We start from the raw sequence: 21,287 nt of genomic DNA, 5'->3' as shown, positions 1-21,287 counted from the left end.
GTTTCAAAAATCTGTTTTATTCGTTTTCTGGCCAGAGCGGTGCATTGAGATCAACCGCTACATCACAGACTAGCGAGTCGATGCGGGTGACCAATCCAGAGTCCACAATCTGCAATCGTTCCGGGCAGCAATTGATGTCAGCAGCCAACAAACCCAAAATCCGAAACATCATCAGGTTACCTGCAGACAACTCAGCGAGCAGCCTTTGGTCTCGCTTTTCTCCCAGAGAATAGAGCGACATCAGACAGTGACTCCATTCTCAAGCCGCCCGATCAGGTCAGTGACGGCGATGTCACCGCCTTCTGCACTGAGCACCTCAAGGGGTGGCTTTGAATTCAAGCTTCGTGATGGTGAAGTCAGAAATAGCCTGACCGCCTGAACATCGCCTTCGAAGAGTTCATTGGCCGCGTTTAGAACGCGGATCAACGCCGTCGGTTTCCGGCTTTCGCTCACAGAAAAATGCCCCGCTCCTGCTGTCCTCGATAGCGTGCAAGTAGGTATCTGGAGGTACTTGCCTAACATTGCGTCGCTCAAAGACAAAACCTCAGCCATTTGCTCGAACAAACTGAATGGAAGGCAGTGATCAACAAAATCGTTGATCACTGTATCTGGCAAAGGAAGATTCAAGGCCTTCAACGAATGATGTCCACGCCGCCCATGTACTGCTTCAGTACGTCCGGTACACGGATCGAACCGTCAGCCTGCTGGTAGTTCTCCAGTACCGCCACCAGCGTACGACCAACTGCCAGACCGGAACCGTTTAGGGTGTGCACCAGTTCCGGCTTGCCAGTTTTCGGTTTGCGGAAACGCGCCTTCATGCGGCGGGCCTGGAAGTCGCCACAATTCGAGCAAGACGAGATTTCGCGGTATTTGTCCTGGCTCGGAATCCACACTTCCAGGTCGTAGGTCTTGACCGCGCTGAAGCCCATGTCGCCGGTGCACAGCGCCAGGGTGCGGTAAGGCAGCTCCAGCAGTTGCAGGACTTTTTCGGCGTTGGCGGTCAGGCTTTCCAGCGCTTCCATCGACTTCGACGGCTCGACGATCTGTACCATCTCGACCTTGTCGAACTGGTGCTGGCGAATCGTGCCGCGAGCGTCACGACCCGACGCGCCGGCTTCGCTACGGAAGCACGGCGTGTGAGCAACGAATTTGATCGGCAGCAGTTGCGAATCAATGATTTCACCGGCCACGATGTTGGTCAGGGAGACTTCGGCAGTCGGGATCAGGTACAGGTCGGCTTCGCCTTCACGGGCGATCTTGAACAGATCTTCTTCGAACTTCGGCAGCTGACCGGTGCCTTGCAGCGCCGGGGCCTGAACCAGATACGGCGTGTAGGCTTCTTCGTAGCCGTGCTCGGTGACGTGCAGGTTGATCATGAACTGCGCCAGGGCGCGGTGCAGACGGGCGATCGGGCCGCGCAGCAGGGTGAAGCGCGCGCCGGACAGCTTGGCGGCGGTTTCGAAGTCCAGCCAACCGAACCTCTCGCCCAGGGCGACGTGGTCTTTGATCTCGAAATCGAAGATTCGTGGAGCGCCCCACCGGCGCACTTCGACGTTGTAGTCTTCGTCTTCGCCGACCGGCACGGACTCATGCGGCAGGTTGGGGATGCCGAGCAGGATCGAGTCCAGTTCGCCCTTGATCGCGTCGAGCTCGACTTTACCGGCGCTCAATTCGCCCGCCATGCGCTCGACGTCCGCCATCAGCGGCGCAATTTCTTCGCCGCGCTGCTTGGCCTGAGCGATGGATGTGGAGCGCGCGTTACGTTCAGCCTGCAGTGCTTCGGTGCGGGTCTGGACGGTCTTGCGCTGTTCTTCCAGCGCTTCGATGCGCGCAACATCCAGTACAAAGCCACGGGAGGCCAGGCGATCCGCCACTTCCTGAGTCTGGCCGCGTAACAGTTGGGGATCGAGCATGTCGGTTTCTCGCAGTGCTAGGGTAGCTTTGCAGTTCAATCGTGAGTAAGCCAAGCCAACTGAAAGACGGTTTAAGAGAGATTGATCAGGAAATCAGTGCGAAAACGAAGACCTCAGGTCGGCAGCTACGCACCACTACCAGCATTTTCGTACGCGTTCAGCGCTTGAAGAGCAGGCAAGCTCACATACTTTCGAGCCCCTCGGCCAGCCAGGATGTACAGCCGGTCTTTGCTTTCAAAAATACAGCCGTCGAAGTCAGATTGGTAACCGCTCAGGAGGCTGTCACCAGGCAAATGCTTGTTCTGGCTGTCGAACACTGCCGCCTGGGCATACAAGACAGTCGCATCAAGTCCCTGGACTTTGATTTCCCGCTCAGTAGATTCTGGAAGCATGACATCCAAAATCAGCCAGTGTCGGACGACGCAGAACGGTTTTTCTTTGAAGGTATCAGCGGCTAGTTCGACCAACTCATCATCGCCAAGTTTTGAACCCCAAAGGGGGCGTGCTGACCCATACAGTAAATCTCCCAGCAGCTCGTCGTCTGTAACACTCATTCTCGTCATTCCGCTAACCTGCTTTCCCCCGCGATTACCAAGCTAAGAATCATTTTCCCGATCCCGTCGCCACCTGGATAACCCGGAAGCTTTTACCGCGCACCCGCATTTGGGGATCGCTCAGTGATAAATCCGGTTCATGTAAATATTGTTCCCGCCAGGCGCCCAACTAACCACCAGATACCGGCTGCCTGCCAACGTTTGAAATAATGAAAAGCCATCAATGAAAAGGACGTTCGTTATCCTGGACGTCCGCATACTCGCACCATCTCGAAATCGTCCCGTGATATCGCCATAAATCGTTCCCATGATCACCGGCGGGCTATCGACGGCTGCGAACAAGAACGCGGTGATGGGCACGCCGAAATCATTTTCCATTGCCTCGGCGACCGCAGCAGGAATGGATGGTGCACGCTGTTACTCAGTCATGCCGCGACACACCTGTCAGGTCAGCCGGTATAACCGAAGTACGTATTTCGCTGTCTACTCCACACATCTTTCAGCCCCCCTTAACTCATCAACAGAGAACTGCGCCAACTTCCCTCACAACCCAGGGGTATGAGCGTACTTAGGAAAGGTCAATCACAAAGCCGGGATCGAAACCCGTTTGTTCACCTGGATAACCCCGAGGGTTCGAGACCACACGGCATCGACCAAGTTTGATATCGATGGCCCTGTGCGTATGACCGAAAACCCAGAGATCCGCTTTATCCAGAAGCCTGTGCCAACTGTTTGAATAGGCAGCACTCAAGTGTCCTTCGTGTTTGTCACCGATGACTTCAGGGACGGGCGCGTGATGCGTCAAGACGACAGTTTTGCCATCGAATGGCTCATCAAGTTCCTTGGCCAACCAGGCGAATGACGCTTGGTTTCGACTGATCAGGTCGGACGGGCGCAAACGGCGATAGTTTTCTCCTGTCCGAATGACTTGAAAATCATTCATCCAATCCCATGCGGTTTGGGTTGCTGCAACGACGTTCCCGCTGGACGTAAAATCAGTCCAACCCGTTGCGCAAAGGAACCGTGTTTGGTTCCAAATGAAGGTCTCGTTTTCTAAAACATGAACGTGTGACGAGGCTCCCTCCTTCATCTTTCGCAGCGTGTGATCAATGTGGCTGCCGTAAAACTCATGATTGCCACACACGTAAATCACGGGGCAAGCAAATACCTCATTCGCCCACTTCACCCCTCTCGCTTTGACATCAATATCCCCAGCCAGCACGACTAGATCGTAGTCTCCTGACACAGGCTCGAAAGGAGAAAATTCGTTGTGCAGATCTGAAAGCACGTAAAGCTTCATCTGTATTCCGATCTCGATTTACAGCTAAATTGATGGAGCGAATAAATGGGCGGGACTGAGCTCACGCAGATTCTTGATCCACAAACGCGCCTTAGATCCACTCGCATGAATATATACATTTGAGTGGATCATGGCAATCACGGCATACAACTCTGTTTTGACGGAACGGAAAAATGTCTGTGCGCACCGCATTCGCCGTAGCACTGAAGCTTTTGCGAACAAAGCGTGGCCTCACACAGCATGAGCTGAGCAAAAAGGTCGATCAATCGCATGTAAGTCGCATCGAAAATGAAAAGACCTCCCCTAGCTTGGAAGCCATCATTGAGCTCGCCAGGGTTTTGGAGATCAGTCCTGTTGCGCTCATGGCACTGGTGTGTGGTGCACAAGACGAGCTGAGCGCGGGCGATGTCCTGAAAATCGCTGAAAAGGATCTTCAGGATTTGGCGCTACTGCAGGCTTCGATTCCACTGGAAATTGAAGAGACACCTCACCCTCGTGTTACTGCTGCGGCAAAAATGCGAGAGGAAGTTCAAGCTCTCAAAGTACAAGGCCTTTCGCAGGCTGAAATCGCGAGGAGGCTTGGGATGGCAAAGACCACAGTTCAGCGTCATTGGCATCGTTCGGACTGAGCTTTTTCTGCTTTTTGCACCCTCTTACTTTTGGCCAACGATCATTCAAAGCCAATATCTAACCGCTGCTATGCTTTGCTCTCCATCCGAACGGAGTCGAGTCATGGCAGAGCAATATTCCCTTCCCGACGTACTGGCAAGACTGTACGAAAACCAACTGGCGATCGAAGCAGCGCTGATGGAGCTAGTCCTGCTGGAGGAGCAGCGTGGGTCACATGAAGCTTGTGATAATGCGCGCGTTGCGCTGGAAACGATTGGGGAGAACGCCGGGCATATCAAGCAGGGGATTGCGCGGCTGGGGCGAAGCAACGGTATTTCCGAATAAGAGCTTTTCAATCAATGGTTGGAGGCTCGTCTCAGATGATAGCGAACCGATCGCTGGATGCCGAAACAACTGGGAATCTACGCTTTCTGGAAAACTCAGCCTCATCGGACATTTTTTACCGACGCCTAGCTTCGGACGCGAGAGATAGCCGCCCCTTAGGCGGAGCTTCGTCCACTCCGGAACTCACTTGAGGGGAGCGCGAAAAACCTCTTTAGATCGAGTTGATACGCCGGGTCTGTCTAGGCGTACCGGCAGCCAGACAAGCGAAGCTGTTTCAGGGAGACGACCTCGTCGACAGACTTCCAGGTACCACCGCGCACTTTCCTCCAGCCAAACAATCGCATTAGGGCAAGCATCGCATCGGTGGCTTTGGCTGCCGCTTCAGCCTCTGTAATGAAACCAAGAAAGCGTGTCGTGACCACCTCAATGGGCTTATGCAGCGCTGTTCAGTCAGCCCCCTTGCCTGCGAAATGTCGCTTAATACGCACGGCTGGCTTGGTGCTGTAACCCACGAAGTAATGCTCATCTTCCAGTTTGAGCACAAACAAACTGTAGTCTGCGCCGCGCATGGCCTGAATGGCTACTGAAGGAGAGAATTGAGGCGCAGACCCTGTGGCGCCCTTGAAATCGGCCAGCAAGCTATTGCCCGAAATCATGGAGCCATGTCCGTGACTGAGAAGATTTTTCTCAACGTGCTCGGAGCTGGTGTTGGCAAAAAAGCCACCGCGTACGTTGTGGTAACCATGCCGACGCATCAGTTGCAGAACAAGCTCATTCTCTGCCAGTTCGCCCGCACGGTAGTCCACCTCCTCAAGACAGTGCCGCGAAAGCTCCTTGATCGGGCGATGCAAGCGCGTCCACTCCGAACCACTACCGTTAAAATGCTTGCGGATTCGCCGGTCGGGATCCTTCGCTTGCCCGACATAAAATTTTCCGTTCTCAAGCTCAAGCACGTACAGATAACGGAGGCACCGCTCCAGCTTCCAGTCCATAGATATCTGCCACTTCCAATTGCATTGGGTCAGCAGAATCCTCTAGAGGACAAGCCCAGTCGTCAATCCTCCCACATCAAATAACACCGTACCTCTGCGCAAATACTCATTATGCGAGCCAAAAACCTCTCCAATAATCGACACCCGAACAAACTGCTTATCCACACTAAATAGACAACACACTTAAACACACTCACAGAACATGATACTTAAACAGAGCTCCTGTATATCTGTGCAGCAAAACAGAAATCCTGTTCACGAAAAGTGTAATTCTTTACACGAAAAGTTAAGCAAATACACAAAAAGTGCTTTTTTCTAAACCATGTATTTCACGACCTTAGAAGGAACGCACCCCGCTAATTTAGCGGTCTCCAGCGATTTTAGAATAAATTGCTTGCCGACTAGTTTTTTCTCGCTAGGATATTCTCCAAACGAAATCCACGGGTTAGCCAAGAGGCCGGCCTCGCTGCACACTTAAAAAATACTGGGGAGCCCGCCAAGTGGGAGAATGGTCAAAAAGTATTGGTGAGCACGGAGAAGACATTGTCTTTTCTTTCTTGAAATTCATTGGCTGGAAAGCAGCGATCAAGGGCATTGATGTCAATTGCATCCGCCCTACCGCACACCAGGTTTCAAGTTCCGAGAGGTCTACCCATGGCATCGACTATGTGTACACGGGCCAATCCCCCTTGGAGGATGGCGTGCTGAAGCACCTGTGCATCTCGTCGAAGTTCTCGACCCAAGCCTACCCCTCCTCCCCGGCTAACACATTCAAAAGCCATTTCACTGACCTGGCCATGGCTATGGAATGCTTCAAGCGCTCACCCCAGAAAAAACAGCTTAATACGGGGTACACGGGGATCAGCGCTGAAGTCGTCTCAGGCGTACTCTTCTGGATCAACGACAAGGACGACAAAGACCACGATGTGGTAACGGAGGTCGCGAGCTGTAGAGGTTTGGATGATTTCCAATACGGCACGATCTACGTGGTCGACAACCGGCGAGCCAGCTTTCTGTACGAAGCCATCTCGTACATTCGTAACACCTTCGGTGCTGCGAATGTGAAATTCCTGTACCCCTCCACCGGTAAAAACGTTGATCCATCTCAACGTGTAGCCACTGGCGATGTACTGCCAGCTGAATACCTCACCAGCGGGATCATTCCTTTCTTTATCGACGACGGTGATAAGAAAAAGCTCGCGGTGTGCTGTGATGACGAATTCACTCAAGAGGGTTTGCGCCGCTTAATTGGCTACCTCGGCTCCGTAGCTTTGGATTTCCCACAACAGATATTGATCGCCTTTCCAGACTACAGCTTCAGCCAGCACAGCCGGCAGGCCTCGCTGGCCACGGCATCGATCGCCGATAAACGCTTAGCCGATTTGGTGGAAGTGGTCAGTTACCGTTCGGATTTCAGGAGGATTGCTTAATGCACATAGAAGATGAAAACGCGATCCTGCCGCAAGGTGAAAGCCTTCGTACTTACCTCGTTCAGCCGTTCGTCTCCAAAGGGGACTTGAAGAATCTGCTTCGCCAGCGTGGCGTCTTCACCTCGCAACAGGAAAAGGAGCAGAGCATCCCTGCGCTCACCTTATCCCTCATCAAGCCCACCGAGTTTGTGGAGCTCCAGCAGCTGTACACGGCGAAAGAAGACAATCCCAAGATTACGACTCAAATCATTGAGTGGGCCGGCACCGAGACACTGATCAGCAGCATCCCTGACGACATCGACATCAACAAGGTCTTGGATCTGGATTTTGAAAATTTCACGGTTCTGAACGCGCCAAGCTTCTATCCAGTACCTGGTGGCGTGGACGCCATCCGAATGGATTTTGAGATAGAGCGCCTTGACCGCTCAAAGAGCTGGGCCGATTCTCGCAAGCGGTTCAAAGCCTCGATCGAGATTCAAAAGAACAAATCCAAAGATGAGCTGATTGTGATCAGCACCCACACCGCCCCGGAGACCAAGCAAACGAACCGGGCGGTGACGAAGCATCTGATCAGCCACTTCAAGGAACAGGGACAGATCGCCAAAAAAGCCAAGGTTCGTCAGATTCGTTTCTGCGACTTTACAAACGCCAATCGATTTGACTATCTGCTGGGCCTGACCCGGTATAGCAAATACGCCACGGTATCCTTCGAGGAGGTCGTTGATATCGGCCTCGTGCCGGACGAAGAGCACACGCTGCCTGATGAGCTGGAATGGATGCAAGAGCGTATACGGGGACTGGATCTGCGCGGTACCAGCTTGGAGGACTCAGACTTCCTGAGCAACCTCAAATACCGACCTTGCCTGCTGATCCACCGCCTCGACGCCAAGTTTAGATTCAGCCTCTCCAGCATGGATGGCCACTGCGTCATTTCCTTGGGTTTCCCCGACTTCAATAATGGCCATAACCGGGATAGCGAAATCGAGTTGCGCATCAAGAAAATCGATTTCGACGAATCTAGGCGCGGCTTCGATAAGAACGAAGCGAAGCAGACGATCTTGAAGGAACTCGAATTTGAGAAAATCGAAATGTTCAAGAAGCTCGCCAAACTGGACGACGCAGCATAACGCCGCACACCGACAGCTGTGTGATCAACCAGGCAGCGGGGCAATAGTCCCCGCCCGCCTGCGAGCCAAGCGATCAGATGACGAAGCGGTACTGATTGAGATGACCAGGAAGGAAGCTTTCCTCGAAAACCGGAGGGATGCCACACTCAGCTTCCACATTAAGTAGACGATGCCAATCGGAGCCACTGCACCGAAAATCCTTCCATAAAAGGCGCAATGAAGTTCAGCGGCAGGAGCAAAAAGGCCCACCTAAATGGGTCGTTTTCAGCCCTTCCTTACAAACAGAATCGGTCACTCTCTGCCGCTCACGACCCGGTAAGACTGAGGAATTTGACGTACGCTAAAACGTATTTTTTTGTCTGCATGCGCAGCTTTCATTTTGACCACCTCACTCGGAATCCGATAATAAACATAAGGATCACTGAGCTTATCTGGTCGGAGCACGCTCTGAGGCCCAAGAATGATCACTAGATCGTCGTAGGCTGAGGGATCACCTGCGTCGACCGTGTTACTAGTCCCGCCACTGTATTTCACCTGCAGCTTTCGCTCGCCAATATGGCCGTCATACCCTTCTTGCCGCTGGCTCTCCGCAATCGTCATTCCCAATTCTGACTTTGCTAAAAACTCAGCGATGTCACCAAGGTATTTATCCGATCGCACGATCTTTAAACTTTTGAGTCGATCAACGGCTGCATAAAACTCTCCGATTGCTTGTGCTTCTTCTTCAGTCATTGCCATCGACGACTCCTTTGCAAGGCAGCTCACGGGTTGGATTGATTAGATTAGCGTTTAGCAATGGCCATTTTCTGGGAAATGCCGCCGCTGCCCCTACTGACGCAGTATGTGACGCCTCCCTAGCAGTTGCGTCGAATAGGTCTATGCTGGCTGATTATCGGAGTACGCCAATCGCTCTTGTAGGGGCCTGGCGAAGCAGAAGGCGAGCGGGAATGGCACCTGTTACAAATTGATAGTCTTATGCCACTAGCGTCAATTACTGGTCATGTGTACAGTATAAATATCAATTCTTAGAAGCACTGGTGAGAAACCAATGAGCGGAAAGCGTTCGAATCTCAACCTCACAATGCCCAGATGCAGGCATTGCGGTGCTTTCTGGCAGCTTTCAGAAGGGCTTAACTCGGCAAACGAGTATTGCCCTCTGTGCTCAGAGTCCCGCCGTGCAGTTGCGCAAGCGCACTTTGGCTTGCGGCCATTGACCACAGCCGATGTCGTCAATGGGTATATCCTGCCTCGGCGACTGCGAACTGCGCCCCCTACTTCCACCCCATGAAGTAAGACTCAAGCTCGCGCTCTACTTGATTTCGACCCATCACTTCAGTTGAGCCGTCTAGCCTTTTTCGACGCCCATCACCCAATGGCTCGCTCCAAGCCTCCCACTCATGTCGACGCGGTGAATGTATTTTCCATTCAACTACGTTCAAGCGCCTAGGTGACCGCTTCTCCCATCTGATGAGCTCAGAGCTCACGACTGAAACCGTCCACACAGGCTCGATGGGTAACCCCGATATTGCGTTTAACACCTCTCCTGCGTTCTGATAGCGAGCCGTCGTGTCGTCACTCATCATCTTGCGCACCACTCGACGCCACTGTTTGGGGACGTGTGGAAGCCAGCACAGTCGGTCATTGAATTTACCCAGCGGCACAACGTCCTCAGGAACGTCGTTTTCCAGGTAATACCATTCTTGGCCATGCAGCAGACGAAACAGCGTCATACCAAGAGCCCAGATATCGCTCTTTACACTGGTCGGGCCGCCCCGCCAAACTTCAAAGGCAATGTGATCAGCGTAGCCCGCTCCAGAACCGTATCCGAGCAGCAAGTCATCCGTAACCAAGCCAAAATCTCCCAGCTTTGCTACGCCAGCAGCATCCAGCAAAATGTTCCCGGGCTTGATATCTCGATGGAGCATGTTGCGGTTGTGTAGCGCGCCAAGACCTAAGAGCACCTCTGTCGCCACTTTACGCACACATGGAAGCGTCATTGGCCCCGCCTCGTGGTGCGTCTGTAACGACCCACCTGGGCAATAAGCCATCGAGAACTGAATACAGTCTTCAAGCTCTTCAATCCCGTGTACCTGAACAACATTCTGATGCGTCGCCTTCGACAAGTGCTGGGCTTCCGCAAGAAAGCCTTTTTTCAAGCTCAACCAGTCATCATCGGAATGCTCGACTTTACGTCCAAGCACCTTCACAGCGACTACGCCATGAACGCTGTCTTCACCCAAAAAGACCTCGCCAAAATGGCCGTTACCGAGCTTGTTTCCCAGCTTCAGCTTTGAAACGACGCTGCTCATGCTTTGCCCCGATGGGAAACGACTAGCATCGCGGCCTCCCGGCTACCTTTGCGCAGTTTGCCGCCTTCAACCTTTTCATCCCAGAAACTGTCGTCCTGAACGCACTCATCCACCTTTCTCCCGTAGGAACGACTGATCGTAGACTTGTTGACGGACTTGGTATTACACACGGAAGCTGCGGCCCCCATAATCACGCCACGCAACTCTGCGCCTTCAAGTAGCGCGATCTTCGCTCCGCCACCTTGAGGAAGTGTGCTGGATTTGATCACTACCTGACTCACATCGTTGTCCCTGAGATATGCCGAACAACGCTGGGCAAGGGTGTTGTAAGCCTGAGACCGATCACCGGTTGCAAGCTTCCAGGTGTCATCCATCAGTAGGATAACTGGAGCAGCGGCATCGTCCGGAATCATCGTATCTACCACCGTGACATCGCTTGCTGACACAACCAGCCCTACGCAACGCTCAGCCATATCTCTCTCCTCAGGGGGCAATTGGATCCCATCATGGTATTACAGTGCCATCGTAGGTCAACTGCGCTAATGACCGTATTTTTCGCGACACACGACACGCGGGGGTTTACCTGCCGATATGAAAGGTTTCGATGCCTTCTGAAATGACCCGTTTTGCCACAGCCCCCGCCTACGAACAGGTGTTCATGATAAATAGCCACGCAAGCGCATCATTACGGTGCATTCGAATACAGGAGCCATATGAGCACGGCGCTGCTGCAGGAAATCATCACTAGAGACCGTGGGGCGGACGCCTACAGTGAATACGCGTCCTATCGACTGACTTCATCAGACGTACTGGTTGAGACCGCTAAACGAACACTCGCATCGGTTCCATCGAGCTTCGGATCATGCGTGATGATTAGCGCCGGGCTAGTTGCCGCATTGAAATCTCAATGTATATGCGCCGTCGTCATCCTAGGTGACCTTCTAATCAATGGTAAATATGTATTCCAATGTCGGGAAAACCTACCAAGCCCGACGTACGAGGGGGAGTTCGTCAACGCAACCTGGGACGGCCACGCCTGGGGGATTGGTAGAAAACCTGATCTGCGACCTGTCGATTTTCAGAACGGCCTACACGCTTCAGCACCCAAGCCACCTCAAGTCTTTTATGGCTCAGTTTGGTGAAGGAAAAGGTGCTTTGTTTTGCACGCCGGAAACCATCCCCTCCCCAGGGATGGAATTCGTGCCGAAATTTGCACTCAACGACACGCAGATTTACGGAGTTTTGGAGGGTTTGTCGCACCAAACCCGAGCGATAGCCAAGGTGAATTGAAGCGTTTTTTCAAAACGCGATCTCACGACCAAGAGTTCGAAATCGCACAACCCGGTGCCGCTAGTGCGCCTAAACCTTTAACGAAGATGAAGGCGAGCACACATAAAAAAGCCACCCATAGGTGGCTTTAAGATAATAACTATTTGAAATAAAAAATTAGCGGTGCTCGATGACAGTCACCATTTCAAGTGACTCGATACCCTTCTCGACGACATCTCGTGCTTTGGCGATCATCGAAGCTCGCAACTCATCACGCGAGGCACGATTATTGTATATCTTTGCAAGCGCAACGCTTTTCAGATCGACGTCACCAGACGAAGCCTCGACCGAGGCTGCGGAAAAATTGCTATCAATGTTGAGCTCACGCATTGTCTTCAGGCTCCGCGTCGCTATATGTACGGTATAAACATATCATATCAGACAAGATCGAGCAAATTGGCTGCAAAAGCTCAACAAACTGATCGTTTCGACTGTCGCCCATCAGTATATTTTTTTTACTCTTGTAAATATTAAAGCAACCGACTCTGGTTTTTTTATCATCAAGATCCTTCGTAAACAATGGAATAGCAAGTATCGAACCCGCAAAACGATGTTTAGAATAATACTTTGCGACAACCCCCTTATAATGAGGGGAAATATACGAGTCCTCGTGAAACTCCGAATCAAGCCACTCAGAAAAATGGGTGCTGCAGTCAGCTATGTAATGCGGCTGCAATGATGAAATTGCAATGGGTGCGCCCGGAATGTTCGGCTGATGGGTTTCCAGTTTTGTGTTCGGCAGCGTGAACGGAAAGCAGATTGTCTCAATATCGGCGTCCGGCTCGGCATCCATAGCTTCACTCGTAAAAGTGGACAGCTCACGATCTTTCAAATACAAAATACCATCAGCAGTATCAATTCTTGAATCTAGATTGGTGCCAAAAAGAAAAAATGGACTCTCACAAATCAGATCAGACAGATGCGAAGTGCACCGCGCCTTATCATCCTCGATAAGCATGATATTGGCGCGATAAGTATCATTTAACGCACTGTCCCAATTTCTAGCAAGCATCAATACATTGAGCATCACCAGACGTATATCAGCACTTACAGAGTCAGAAGTCAGGGACTTGGCGAGTACCTGTGTCTCGTAGAGAAATCGCGTTTTGATAACTATTTCGCTGTAAGCCGCCAGAAACTGCTTCGGTGGCATAGTGCTCAATTGCTTTTCAAGATCCCGCTCTTTTTTCTTGGCGGAATTGACTACACCGACCTCTCGCATAGCTACTGCAGCAACAGCAACAAGGGAGCAAAGTACCGCAGGCCACAGATGTGCGGTTGCCCTAAAGGAATCCCAATTACTAGCACTTTGGTACTCCTTGAAAATTTCAGTACTTGTAACCGAAACGATCGCGGCACTGCCGATGGTAAGCAATGCAATGATTAAAGACCCCACTGCCGAGCTCAAAAATCTACAAAATGGAAGGAGAATAATTCTTATACATCCGAGCACCGCCGTCGGGCACCGGTATAGAATATTCTCGCGCACCTTCCGACGAGCTATTTCCTTTTTCTGCTTGCACCAGCACCGGAGCGCTTGAAGCCTAAGCGAAAATTCGGAAGGCAATTTTTTGGGTGGATTTTTCAAGATGCTGCTTCCATTGCAACGGAGTGGTCACGATTTTGCTTTCAGGGCGGTTTGACAGCCCTCCCTAATGCGCTTGGTAACGGGGAAGCAGGCCAGGCGCGACAGTAGCAGTATGCCTGCATTCAAATAATACGCCAGGCTTTGAGCCACAGAATAGTGGACTCCCCGGCAACACATACCGCTTCCGGAGCAGGATCTGCGCATCGATGCTCCTACCGATTCGAGAACACCTAACTCTTTAGGGCAAGCGACAAACCCGGCTTTAGTTCCGCAGGATCAGAGGCATTTCATTGAATCAGTCACGGCCAATCCAAAATGTAAACAGAAGGGCCCAAATAGGGCCATTTTTTTACACTTTTTTCGAACTTAGAGGTTTTTCAGGGAGAGCTGAGCCTCTGAGAGGCAAAGAGCACGGGGGGTTGGTGGCAAATAATTATTTTTTACATGGTCGTTGACAATCGGGAGTAGTTAGGCGTACTGGATAGTTGAAATCGACACGTTCAACCGGTCCGCCAGTTGCCTCAGCGAAGGCAGCTTGATCGGTGCTTCAGTCGCCATTTCATTAATCAGGCTGGTCAGGTATCGGTACACGGCCTGGTAGGCAAAATCGGTTTCCCTTTGCCCCTTCATGAACGCTGGCCAATCGCTGTGCAGGTAGTGTTTGAATCGGTCAAACCAGACTCCTTCAACGTCTCGCTGACCGTTCACTCAGCGCATCGTCCACCTGAAACTCTCCCGCGCCTTCGGCACTCAAGCCCGAATCACCCGCCTCAAGCCCGATCCCGGACACCGAGCGCATGCCGTAGAGCTTGCAGATCAGGCTGACCGACAAACCGCTGACGTCGATCATCCATTGCATGACTTGCTCAGGAGCGGCATTGCCCTGCATCGCCTTGTGCAGTTCGGGCATCGCCACCAACATGCCGGGATGGCAGCGGCGCAAAAAGTGCTCAAGCCCGGCACCGGCATCGACAAAGGGGGCGAACAGCAGGCACAGCTGCTGTGTTTCATTGAGGCCCAGTGCTAGCTGAGCCTCGGCCGACGCCAGGGTCCGAAGCTCAGCCATCGCGCGTGGATTGCCGTAGACCTCCAGCACCTGCTCGTAAAGCCGCTCGGGCAGACGTCGTTTACGCATCTTCAACAACGCCCGTTGTATGTACTCGCTGAATCCGTTTTCGTAGGCCAGGCCGTTCACGAAGCAGGCCTGCAAGCCCCGCAGATGGGCCGAGAGCAAAGGACTGGCGAATTCGTTTTCGCGCAGGTGAACGTCAATTTCATCCGGTTGCAGCCCGAGAAAATCGGTCAGTAATGGCCAACGCTCCTCCATGTTGCCGGTCACCAGGTCCTGGATATCGATGTAGTCTGCGCCGCGTCGCGTCTCAAAGCTCTCGCGTGGCCGCCACTCGACCGTTTCATGGCCCGCATAAAGCTCGCGATAACAGTCGCCGCCCAATTGTTCGAGCGTTGAGAACAATCCTTCATAACTGAAGGCCGGATGTGTGATTGTCGGCAGGCCGGCCTTTTGTGCCTCGCGCATCAGGCCGGTCAAAAACCGCTTTTGCTGACGCACGGTTTCACCGCTGATCAGCGTATCGACACCGCCCTCCCATCGGGCCATCTGCAAGTAGAACTCGCCTGTCGCCAGATAGCCGTCGTCACACGCTTCAAACACCCCGTGAGCCCCTCGCAGATGGCCGAGCATCAGCATGTTGGTGCGATTCAAATCGCGACCTGCCTCAGACATCGGCGTCAGATGGCTGAAGGGCAACACCTCGCGGTTATCGACCATCACCACCTCTACCCGAGGATCGTCATAGACAAACAGGGCGCCGTAGCTGCTATGAATATTCTCCATGATCATCGGCGTCGTCCCGCCCAGCCGTAGCGTGGCGACACGCAACTGGAAGGTCGCTGGCGCTCTGCCCGCGATACTCAACTGCGCGGCACGCAGGAATGCCAATGTGTAGCAACTGTCGCGCGTTCCCGAGTGCATCATCAGCACCTTGTAAGTACCGATTCTCTCCATTCCCCCGGCAGCCACCACCAGACGCTGGATCAACAACTGCAATGCCGTACGTTCCGCGCGAGAAAAGAAACTCAGCAACCGCTGCAAAACTTGCTGATAGACATAGTTCATCGCTTGATCATGAGTTGCGCTCATTGTCATTTACCTGATATTCAAAAAGTCGGCATCGCACAAACAATCATTTGCTTGCACGATCTGCGATCGGTGATGGCTGATTACGGCTTATCGTGAGTATCTGCTTTCAAATGCTAACACTTTGGTTGTGGTAACTATTTGAAACGATTGTTATAGAAATAGCATTCACGACCGAGTCAATCGCCCACAACCCCCGAGGCCAAGCGCTCCGACGGGCCGGATGGGCGGCCTAGGATTTTTCCGACAACGTCCCACAGACAATGAGCACGAGAAATAAGGAAACCAGAGCAAGGCAATACTTCCATAACTAACAAGCGAACCGCTTACTTGCCGCGCTTCAACGCGAAGCGCAGGCGAGCAATGGTCAGAATACATAGCACCCAAAGCAGTACCCATTAAAAAAACATGCCCAGCCATGACTCATTCCTTGAGATGAAATTAATCATTCAATTATCAGGGCTTATATGATGATTAGAAGATACAGATCAGGAGCAAAAACCAGTTCAGTTGCTGAACCGGCAGATGACAAAGGGGGATGAGAGGTTTACCCGTACAACAAAAATGCAAGAGTCCGTCAACACGGACTCTTGCGCAAGCGTCATGCAGGTTCTACTTGAAGCGCCACTCGTTCGTGACACGGACACTCATCCATGTAACGGTGCGCCTGGACAAACTCGCTAAACGGGAAGACCCGGGTCTTGAGTGGCAGCAGTACACGGTCAGCCGTCAACTGGTTGATATCGCGCAAGGCCCGTTGCAGTGCAACCTGGTCCTGAATGATCCCGAGTTCCGGTTTGCCGGTGAAGTTGCCGATGCAGTGCACGAAGAACTGAATGTTTTTCTGGAACGCTGCACAGGCCGGGAACGGAGTCTGGTTGCCGCCTTGCAGGCCATACAGCACCAGGCTGCCACGAGGCGCCAGCACGTCACCGAGCATCGACATCTGCGGACCACCGAGGCCGTCGAATACCACGTCGACACCGCGGTTGTCGGTGAGTTTGTTGATCTGCATGAGCAGATCCTGCTCTTCAGTGACGATCACCTTCTCGGCACCCAGGGATAACAGGTATTCGCGCTCGCTGGCCGTTTTGGTCGCGGCAATGACCCGTACACCCAAGGCCTTGCCCAGTTGCACGAAGGACGGGCCGGCACAATGGCTCGCATCGGTGACCAGGGCAAACTGGCCAGGCTTGACCCGTGCCAGATCGGCGTAGGCAAAGTAGGCAACCAGCAGCGGCGTGTAATGCACAGCGGCTTCGATCGGGCTGAGCACATCTGGATAGCGCGTCAGCGCCGAACGTGGCAGCACGATCTGCTCGCCGTAGACGGGATAGTCATTGGGACTTTCTGCCGGGAAGCTGGCGACCTTGTCACCCACAGCCAGATCATCGACACCTTCGCCGACGGCGGTGACCACGCCGGCCATTTCATGGCCAAGGCCCGATGGCAACCGGGCATGGGAAGACGCCAGGTTCTGGCGCCAGAGGATGTCATACCAACTGATGCCGATCGCTTCGACACGCACCTGCACTTCGCCCGGCGCTGGCAGAGCTGCCGCATGCTCTTCGCATTTGAGCACCTCGGCAGGACCAAACTTGTGAAAACGGATCGTGCGGGACATCGCAAACCTCGTCAAAGTAACCTCTAATGCCCTGAACTCTATCTGGGCTTTCTGACCAAGACCATCAGTGGCTATTAATAGTCGACATGCCTGTCATTGATTCCGCAGCCCCGGCAATACGTCAATCAACGTAGAAAACCGAACCAGCATTGTGGGAAAAATGAATTACTCGGTGCAGAGTAACAGCCTTTCCCCGTAAGATTCATGCCGGCCATTGTTCTCATATGGCCGCTCTCGTCAAGTTTGCTGACTCTGCCAGGACTCCAGATGAATCGTAATGACCTGCGTCGTGTCGACCTGAACCTGTTGATCGTGTTCGAAACCCTCATGCATGAACGCAGCGTGACCCGCGCGGCGGAGAAGCTGTTTCTCGGCCAGCCGGCCATCAGTGCGGCGTTATCGCGCCTGCGCAGCCTGTTCGACGACCCGCTGTTTGTGCGTACCGGTCGTAGTATGGAGCCTTCGGCCCGGGCGGTGGAAATCTTCGCCCTGCTCTCTCCGGCGCTGGATTCGATTTCGACCGCTGTCAGTCGCGCCGCTGAATTCGACCCGGCCACCAGCACCGCGGTGTTTCGCATCGGCCTCTCGGATGATGTCGAGTTCGCCCTGCTGCCGATGCTGTTGAAGCGCTTGCGTGCGGAGGCGCCCGGCATCGTGCTGGTGGTGCGACGCGTCAACTATCTATTGATGCCGAGCCTGTTGGCATCGGGCGAAATCTCGATTGGCGTCAGCTACACCACCGATCTGCCGGCCAACGCGAAGCGCAAAGTCCTACGACGCAGCATGCCGAAACTGCTGCGCGCCGACTCGGTCCCCGGCGCCTTGAGCCTGGACGACTTCTGCGCTCGCCCCCATGCGCTGGTGTCCTTCGCTGGCGACCTCAGCGGCTTCATCGATGAAGAACTGGAGAAACTCGGGCGCAAGCGTCACGTGGTGCTCGCGGTTCCGCAGTTCAATGGTTTGGGCACGCTGTTGGCCGGCACCGATATTCTCGCCACCGTGCCGGACTACACCGCCGATGCACTGACCGCCGCCGGTGGCGTACGCGCCGAAGACCCGCCGCTGCCGACGCGAACCTTCGAGTTGCACATGGCCTGGCGCGGCTCACAGGACAACGATCCGGGTGAGCGCTGGCTAAGGTCGCGGATTCAGATGTTTTTTGGGGACCCTGAGAGTCTTTGAATCAAACCGGCGCAGCGCTTAATCGCTGGCGACCGGGCGTTCACAACGGCCCATAAAAGAGCCGCAGGCACTGCGGCTCGCTGCAGGCACTGCGGCTCGCTGCAGGCAGAGGTGATGTCATTAGGCTGCGACGTCGCCCAAGTGCCGACGCCACTTCCGGTGCCACCGCCGGGCAGATGGGCTCCGGCGAGGTGGGCGCGACCAGCACAGCCTGCACCGTCCGCCCACCTGCTAAGGCGAGGGCACGGGCGCCGGCTTTGATTGCCAGGTCGAGCATGCTCAATCCGTCACTGACCATTCGGCGTTCACGAATGCCGGTGCGCGACTCTACCCATTCGGGCGTGGTATCCAGCCCGCTGGAAATTTACTGATTGTCAATTATCTGAGGCGGGACGCGGCCCAGCGACCAACCGAAGTTCATGCCCGCAGCCGCCAGCAGGATGGCGCTCGCGCCAGTCACTTGCAGGACGCCGAGCGGGTGGGCGAAGGCAACCCAGTCGACCAGGATGGCGACGATCGGATAGATGAACGACAGTGCCCCGACCAGCGCCGTGGGGATTTTCTGGATGGCGCTGTACAGCAGGGTCGACATGAGCCCGGTATGGACCACGCCGATAATGATCAGGTAAGTCCAGGCGCTCTCGACCGTATCGACCCTGGTGAAGTCCACGAACGGTGCCAGGATCAGCACGCCTACCACCATCTGGATCAGCACGATCAGGTGCGCGGGTAAATCCTTGAGGCGCTTGGTGATCGCTGCCGCCACAGCGTAGAAGAAGGCTGAAGCCAGGGCCAGGCAGACGCCCAGCAGGTAGTCGGCACCGGTGGCCTGCCCACTGCCTTTGGCGGACACGATCAGCATCAGACCGGCGAAGGCCAACATCAACCAGCCGACCTTGGCGGCGCTGAGGTGCTCGGCGAAGAACAGCACACCCAGACCGACCAGCATGAACGGCTGAACGTGGTAGACCACCGTCGCAATGGCGATAGAGGAATGTTTGTAGGCACTGAACAACAGCACCCAGTTGAGAATCAGCGCCACCCCGCCCAGGCACACCAGAATGAACTGCCGGGCGTTGATCCGGGAGCGGCTAAGCACCCCGGGCACCAGGCACGCAACCAGCATCGCCATGGCGCCGAACAAGCAACGCCAGAACACCACGACCTCCGGGCTCTGCCCCGACATGATGACGAACCAGCCCACCGTGCCGGAGATCACCATGGCCGAAATCATTTCGAGCGTCCCACGGGTTTGCGACTTCATCACTCACTGCTTCCTTGCTGCCGGCATTGCCGTAACCTAAGCCGCCATTCGTGGGGGGTGGTTCGGCAAAACGGACTTTATAATGAACTAATGACCGCTATACTGAACAAGGCGCCTGGGAGCGTCAACCCATTTCAGGATGATTTACAAAACATATGACCGGTATAACGAACACCCTGCTGATAAATAACCCGAGCCGAATCGATCTGCTGGCCCTTTCAATCAAACGCGAGCGCCTGGCCGCCGGGCTTTCCTTGACCGAGCTGGCGAAGCGCGCCGGGGTGGCGAAGTCGACCTTGTCTCAATTGGAGTCGGGAATCGGTAACCCCAGCATCGAAACCTTGTGGTCGCTGGCGATGGCAATGGGCTTGCAAGTCACCCGATTCTTCGAGCAACCCCAGCAGACCCTGCGGGTGATTCGCGCCAACGAGGGCATGACGACCTATGCCGAGACTGCCAATTATGCAGCGACATTGCTTGCCGATTGCCCGGCGGGAGTACAACGCGATATCTACCGGCTCAAAGTGCAGCCCGGCGAAGTTCAGCTATCTCAGCCCCACCCACTGGGCACCGTAGAGCACGTGGTGCTGTGCAGTGGCAGTGCCCATATCGGCCCGGCGACTGGACCTGTATTGCTGAACGCTGGCGACTACATCAGCTACCTGGCGAATGTGCCTCACGTGTTCGAAGCACTCGAAGCGGACACCACTGCGGTGATGGTGATAGAGCATTCCTGAGGCAGGTGCCATCGACACGGCGGGTGCCCGCGTCTTGAATCGCCCTGAGTTTCTAGGCGCCCTGACAGCTACGCACGACGCCCCTGGCTCCAATGTGGGGTTAACAGAAACCATTAGAACCCTAATGGAATTCTGGCGCCATAGCCGACCAGCTCCGCCAGGGGCTTGGCTCCACGCGCGAGGGCATTCCAGCAACTCGATCACAAGCAACCCGGCACCTTCAGACATAACGAAGCCGTCACGATTGCGATCAAAGGGGCGTGAGGCCTCCTGCGGATGTTCGGCAAAGCCAGCGGATAGCGCACGGGCCGCAGCAAAACAACCCAGGGTCACTCGGTCTATCGCTGCTTCGGTATCGCCGCATATGGCAATATCCGCCTCACCACTTCTGATGAGTCTGGCCGCATCGCCGATAGCCTGTACCCCTGCAGCACAGACCGTTACGGGCGCGCCGAGCGGCCCTTTGAAACCGTACCGGATGGAAACGTGCCCGGCCGCCATGTTGGCGAGGAAAGACGGTGCAGTGAACGGCGACAATCGGCGAGGACCACGCGCATCGGTGGTACGTACAGCGTCGGCAATCGCGCCAAAACCACCTACGCCCGATGCAATGATCGTGGCGGTACGCTCCTGGTCTGCGACATCAGTCGGATGCCAGCCTGCCTGCACCAGAGCTTCGTGCGCGGCCACAAGTGCAAACTCGATGAAGCGATCCATCTTTCTTGCGGTCCTTGGCCGAAATGATGCGCTCCGGATCGTAATCCGCGATGGCATCACTCCTCCAGTGAGGGCACCTGACCGCCTACTGTAACGCCTGCACCCCCGG

At 54.3% G+C, this 21,287-nt stretch carries 21 protein-coding genes and 2 pseudogenes; 6 read left to right on the top strand and 17 right to left on the bottom strand.

Annotated elements, in window-relative coordinates; genetic code table 11:
- Window positions 1-16 precede the first annotated feature (16 nt).
- From AO353_RS24210 to AO353_RS24185, 6 genes are all read right to left on the bottom strand, one after another.
- Window positions 17-241: a type II toxin-antitoxin system PrlF family antitoxin gene (locus AO353_RS24210; protein ID WP_054597257.1), complete on the bottom strand. Its 225-nt coding sequence runs from the start codon at window positions 239-241 to the stop codon at window positions 17-19.
- A complete protein-coding gene (locus tag AO353_RS24205) occupies window positions 241-636 on the bottom strand; it encodes an antitoxin Xre/MbcA/ParS toxin-binding domain-containing protein (RefSeq protein ID WP_054597256.1) in 396 nt (131 codons plus the stop codon). The genes AO353_RS24210 and AO353_RS24205 overlap by 1 nt, the downstream gene beginning before the upstream one ends.
- Window positions 633-1,913 (bottom strand): serine--tRNA ligase, encoded by a 1,281-nt coding sequence (serS, locus tag AO353_RS24200; RefSeq protein ID WP_054597255.1) that lies wholly within the window; start codon window positions 1,911-1,913, stop codon window positions 633-635. Before serS ends, AO353_RS24205 begins: the two co-directional genes overlap by 4 nt.
- A 125-nt stretch (window positions 1,914-2,038) precedes the next feature.
- Window positions 2,039-2,467, bottom strand: coding sequence for a DUF6957 family protein (locus tag AO353_RS24195; RefSeq protein ID WP_054597254.1), 429 nt, complete (start codon window positions 2,465-2,467; stop codon window positions 2,039-2,041).
- Window positions 2,468-2,587: 120 nt separating this feature from the next.
- Window positions 2,588-2,845, bottom strand: coding sequence for a hypothetical protein (locus AO353_RS24190; RefSeq protein WP_054597253.1), 258 nt, complete (start codon window positions 2,843-2,845; stop codon window positions 2,588-2,590).
- 190 nt (window positions 2,846-3,035) lie between these two features.
- Complete coding sequence (locus AO353_RS24185; protein WP_054597252.1) at window positions 3,036-3,767, bottom strand: metallophosphoesterase; 732 nt, start codon at window positions 3,765-3,767, stop codon at window positions 3,036-3,038.
- A gap of 173 nt (window positions 3,768-3,940) precedes the next feature.
- Here AO353_RS24185 and AO353_RS24180 point away from each other — a divergent pair, with 173 nt between their 5' ends.
- Both AO353_RS24180 and AO353_RS24175 read left to right on the top strand, forming a co-directional pair.
- Window positions 3,941-4,396 (top strand): helix-turn-helix domain-containing protein, encoded by a 456-nt coding sequence (locus tag AO353_RS24180; protein WP_054597251.1) that lies wholly within the window; start codon window positions 3,941-3,943, stop codon window positions 4,394-4,396.
- Between the two features lie 103 nt (window positions 4,397-4,499).
- Complete coding sequence (locus AO353_RS24175; protein ID WP_054597250.1) at window positions 4,500-4,721, top strand: hypothetical protein; 222 nt, start codon at window positions 4,500-4,502, stop codon at window positions 4,719-4,721.
- Window positions 4,722-5,167: 446 nt separating this feature from the next.
- Here AO353_RS24175 and AO353_RS30130 read toward each other — a convergent pair whose 3' ends face one another.
- Complete coding sequence (locus AO353_RS30130; protein WP_081013809.1) at window positions 5,168-5,713, bottom strand: GIY-YIG nuclease family protein; 546 nt, start codon at window positions 5,711-5,713, stop codon at window positions 5,168-5,170.
- Between the two features lie 500 nt (window positions 5,714-6,213).
- Here AO353_RS30130 and gapS4a point away from each other — a divergent pair, with 500 nt between their 5' ends.
- Both gapS4a and gapS4b read left to right on the top strand, forming a co-directional pair.
- Window positions 6,214-7,143 carry a hypothetical protein gene (gapS4a, locus tag AO353_RS24160; RefSeq protein ID WP_054597247.1) on the top strand — a complete coding sequence of 310 codons (930 nt, stop codon included), beginning with the start codon at window positions 6,214-6,216 and terminating at the stop codon, window positions 7,141-7,143.
- Entirely contained in the window at window positions 7,143-8,270 is a 1,128-nt protein-coding gene (gapS4b, locus tag AO353_RS24155; protein ID WP_054597246.1) for a hypothetical protein, read from the top strand. The genes gapS4a and gapS4b overlap by 1 nt, the downstream gene beginning before the upstream one ends.
- A gap of 291 nt (window positions 8,271-8,561) precedes the next feature.
- Here gapS4b and AO353_RS24150 read toward each other — a convergent pair whose 3' ends face one another.
- The 8 genes and pseudogenes from AO353_RS24150 to AO353_RS24110 form a co-directional block, all read right to left on the bottom strand.
- Entirely contained in the window at window positions 8,562-9,008 is a 447-nt protein-coding gene (locus AO353_RS24150; protein WP_054597245.1) for a hypothetical protein, read from the bottom strand.
- Between the two features lie 533 nt (window positions 9,009-9,541).
- Window positions 9,542-10,579 (bottom strand): serine/threonine-protein kinase, encoded by a 1,038-nt coding sequence (locus tag AO353_RS24145; RefSeq protein WP_081013808.1) that lies wholly within the window; start codon window positions 10,577-10,579, stop codon window positions 9,542-9,544.
- Window positions 10,576-11,052, bottom strand: coding sequence for a hypothetical protein (locus AO353_RS24140; RefSeq protein WP_054597244.1), 477 nt, complete (start codon window positions 11,050-11,052; stop codon window positions 10,576-10,578). Before AO353_RS24140 ends, AO353_RS24145 begins: the two co-directional genes overlap by 4 nt.
- Before the next feature lie 973 nt (window positions 11,053-12,025).
- A complete protein-coding gene (locus AO353_RS24130) occupies window positions 12,026-12,238 on the bottom strand; it encodes a hypothetical protein (protein WP_054597242.1) in 213 nt (70 codons plus the stop codon).
- Entirely contained in the window at window positions 12,231-13,496 is a 1,266-nt protein-coding gene (locus AO353_RS24125) for a hypothetical protein (protein ID WP_146016056.1), read from the bottom strand. The genes AO353_RS24130 and AO353_RS24125 overlap by 8 nt, the downstream gene beginning before the upstream one ends.
- A gap of 471 nt (window positions 13,497-13,967) precedes the next feature.
- Window positions 13,968-14,126, bottom strand: a pseudogene (locus AO353_RS24120) (GntR family transcriptional regulator); the annotation flags it as partial.
- 55 nt (window positions 14,127-14,181) lie between these two features.
- Window positions 14,182-15,657, bottom strand: a complete 1,476-nt coding sequence (locus tag AO353_RS24115) for a hypothetical protein (RefSeq protein ID WP_054597239.1) — start codon at window positions 15,655-15,657, stop codon at window positions 14,182-14,184.
- A 598-nt stretch (window positions 15,658-16,255) separates the two neighbouring features.
- The gene (locus AO353_RS24110; RefSeq protein WP_054597238.1) at window positions 16,256-17,278 is read right to left on the bottom strand and encodes a zinc-dependent alcohol dehydrogenase family protein; all 1,023 of its coding nucleotides are present in this window, start codon (window positions 17,276-17,278) and stop codon (window positions 16,256-16,258) included.
- A gap of 267 nt (window positions 17,279-17,545) precedes the next feature.
- Between AO353_RS24110 and AO353_RS24105 the strand changes: the two genes are divergently transcribed.
- Window positions 17,546-18,460, top strand: coding sequence for a LysR family transcriptional regulator (locus AO353_RS24105; RefSeq protein WP_054597237.1), 915 nt, complete (start codon window positions 17,546-17,548; stop codon window positions 18,458-18,460).
- Between the two features lie 364 nt (window positions 18,461-18,824).
- On the opposite strand, the gene AO353_RS24095 is transcribed toward AO353_RS24105, so the two are convergent.
- Window positions 18,825-19,724, bottom strand: a complete 900-nt coding sequence (locus AO353_RS24095; RefSeq protein ID WP_054597235.1) for a DMT family transporter — start codon at window positions 19,722-19,724, stop codon at window positions 18,825-18,827.
- A gap of 155 nt (window positions 19,725-19,879) precedes the next feature.
- Here AO353_RS24095 and AO353_RS24090 point away from each other — a divergent pair, with 155 nt between their 5' ends.
- Window positions 19,880-20,461, top strand: coding sequence for a helix-turn-helix domain-containing protein (locus tag AO353_RS24090; RefSeq protein ID WP_054597234.1), 582 nt, complete (start codon window positions 19,880-19,882; stop codon window positions 20,459-20,461).
- Window positions 20,462-20,598: 137 nt separating this feature from the next.
- Here the strand turns inward: AO353_RS24090 and AO353_RS30125 are convergent.
- A pseudogene (locus AO353_RS30125) lies at window positions 20,599-21,282 on the bottom strand (beta-ketoacyl synthase N-terminal-like domain-containing protein); the annotation flags it as partial.
- Window positions 21,283-21,287 lie beyond the last annotated feature (5 nt).

Source organism: Pseudomonas fluorescens (genome assembly GCF_001307155.1).
GTDB lineage: Bacteria > Pseudomonadota > Gammaproteobacteria > Pseudomonadales > Pseudomonadaceae > Aquipseudomonas > Aquipseudomonas helvetica.
This window is presented reverse-complemented; position numbering and strand designations above follow the sequence as displayed.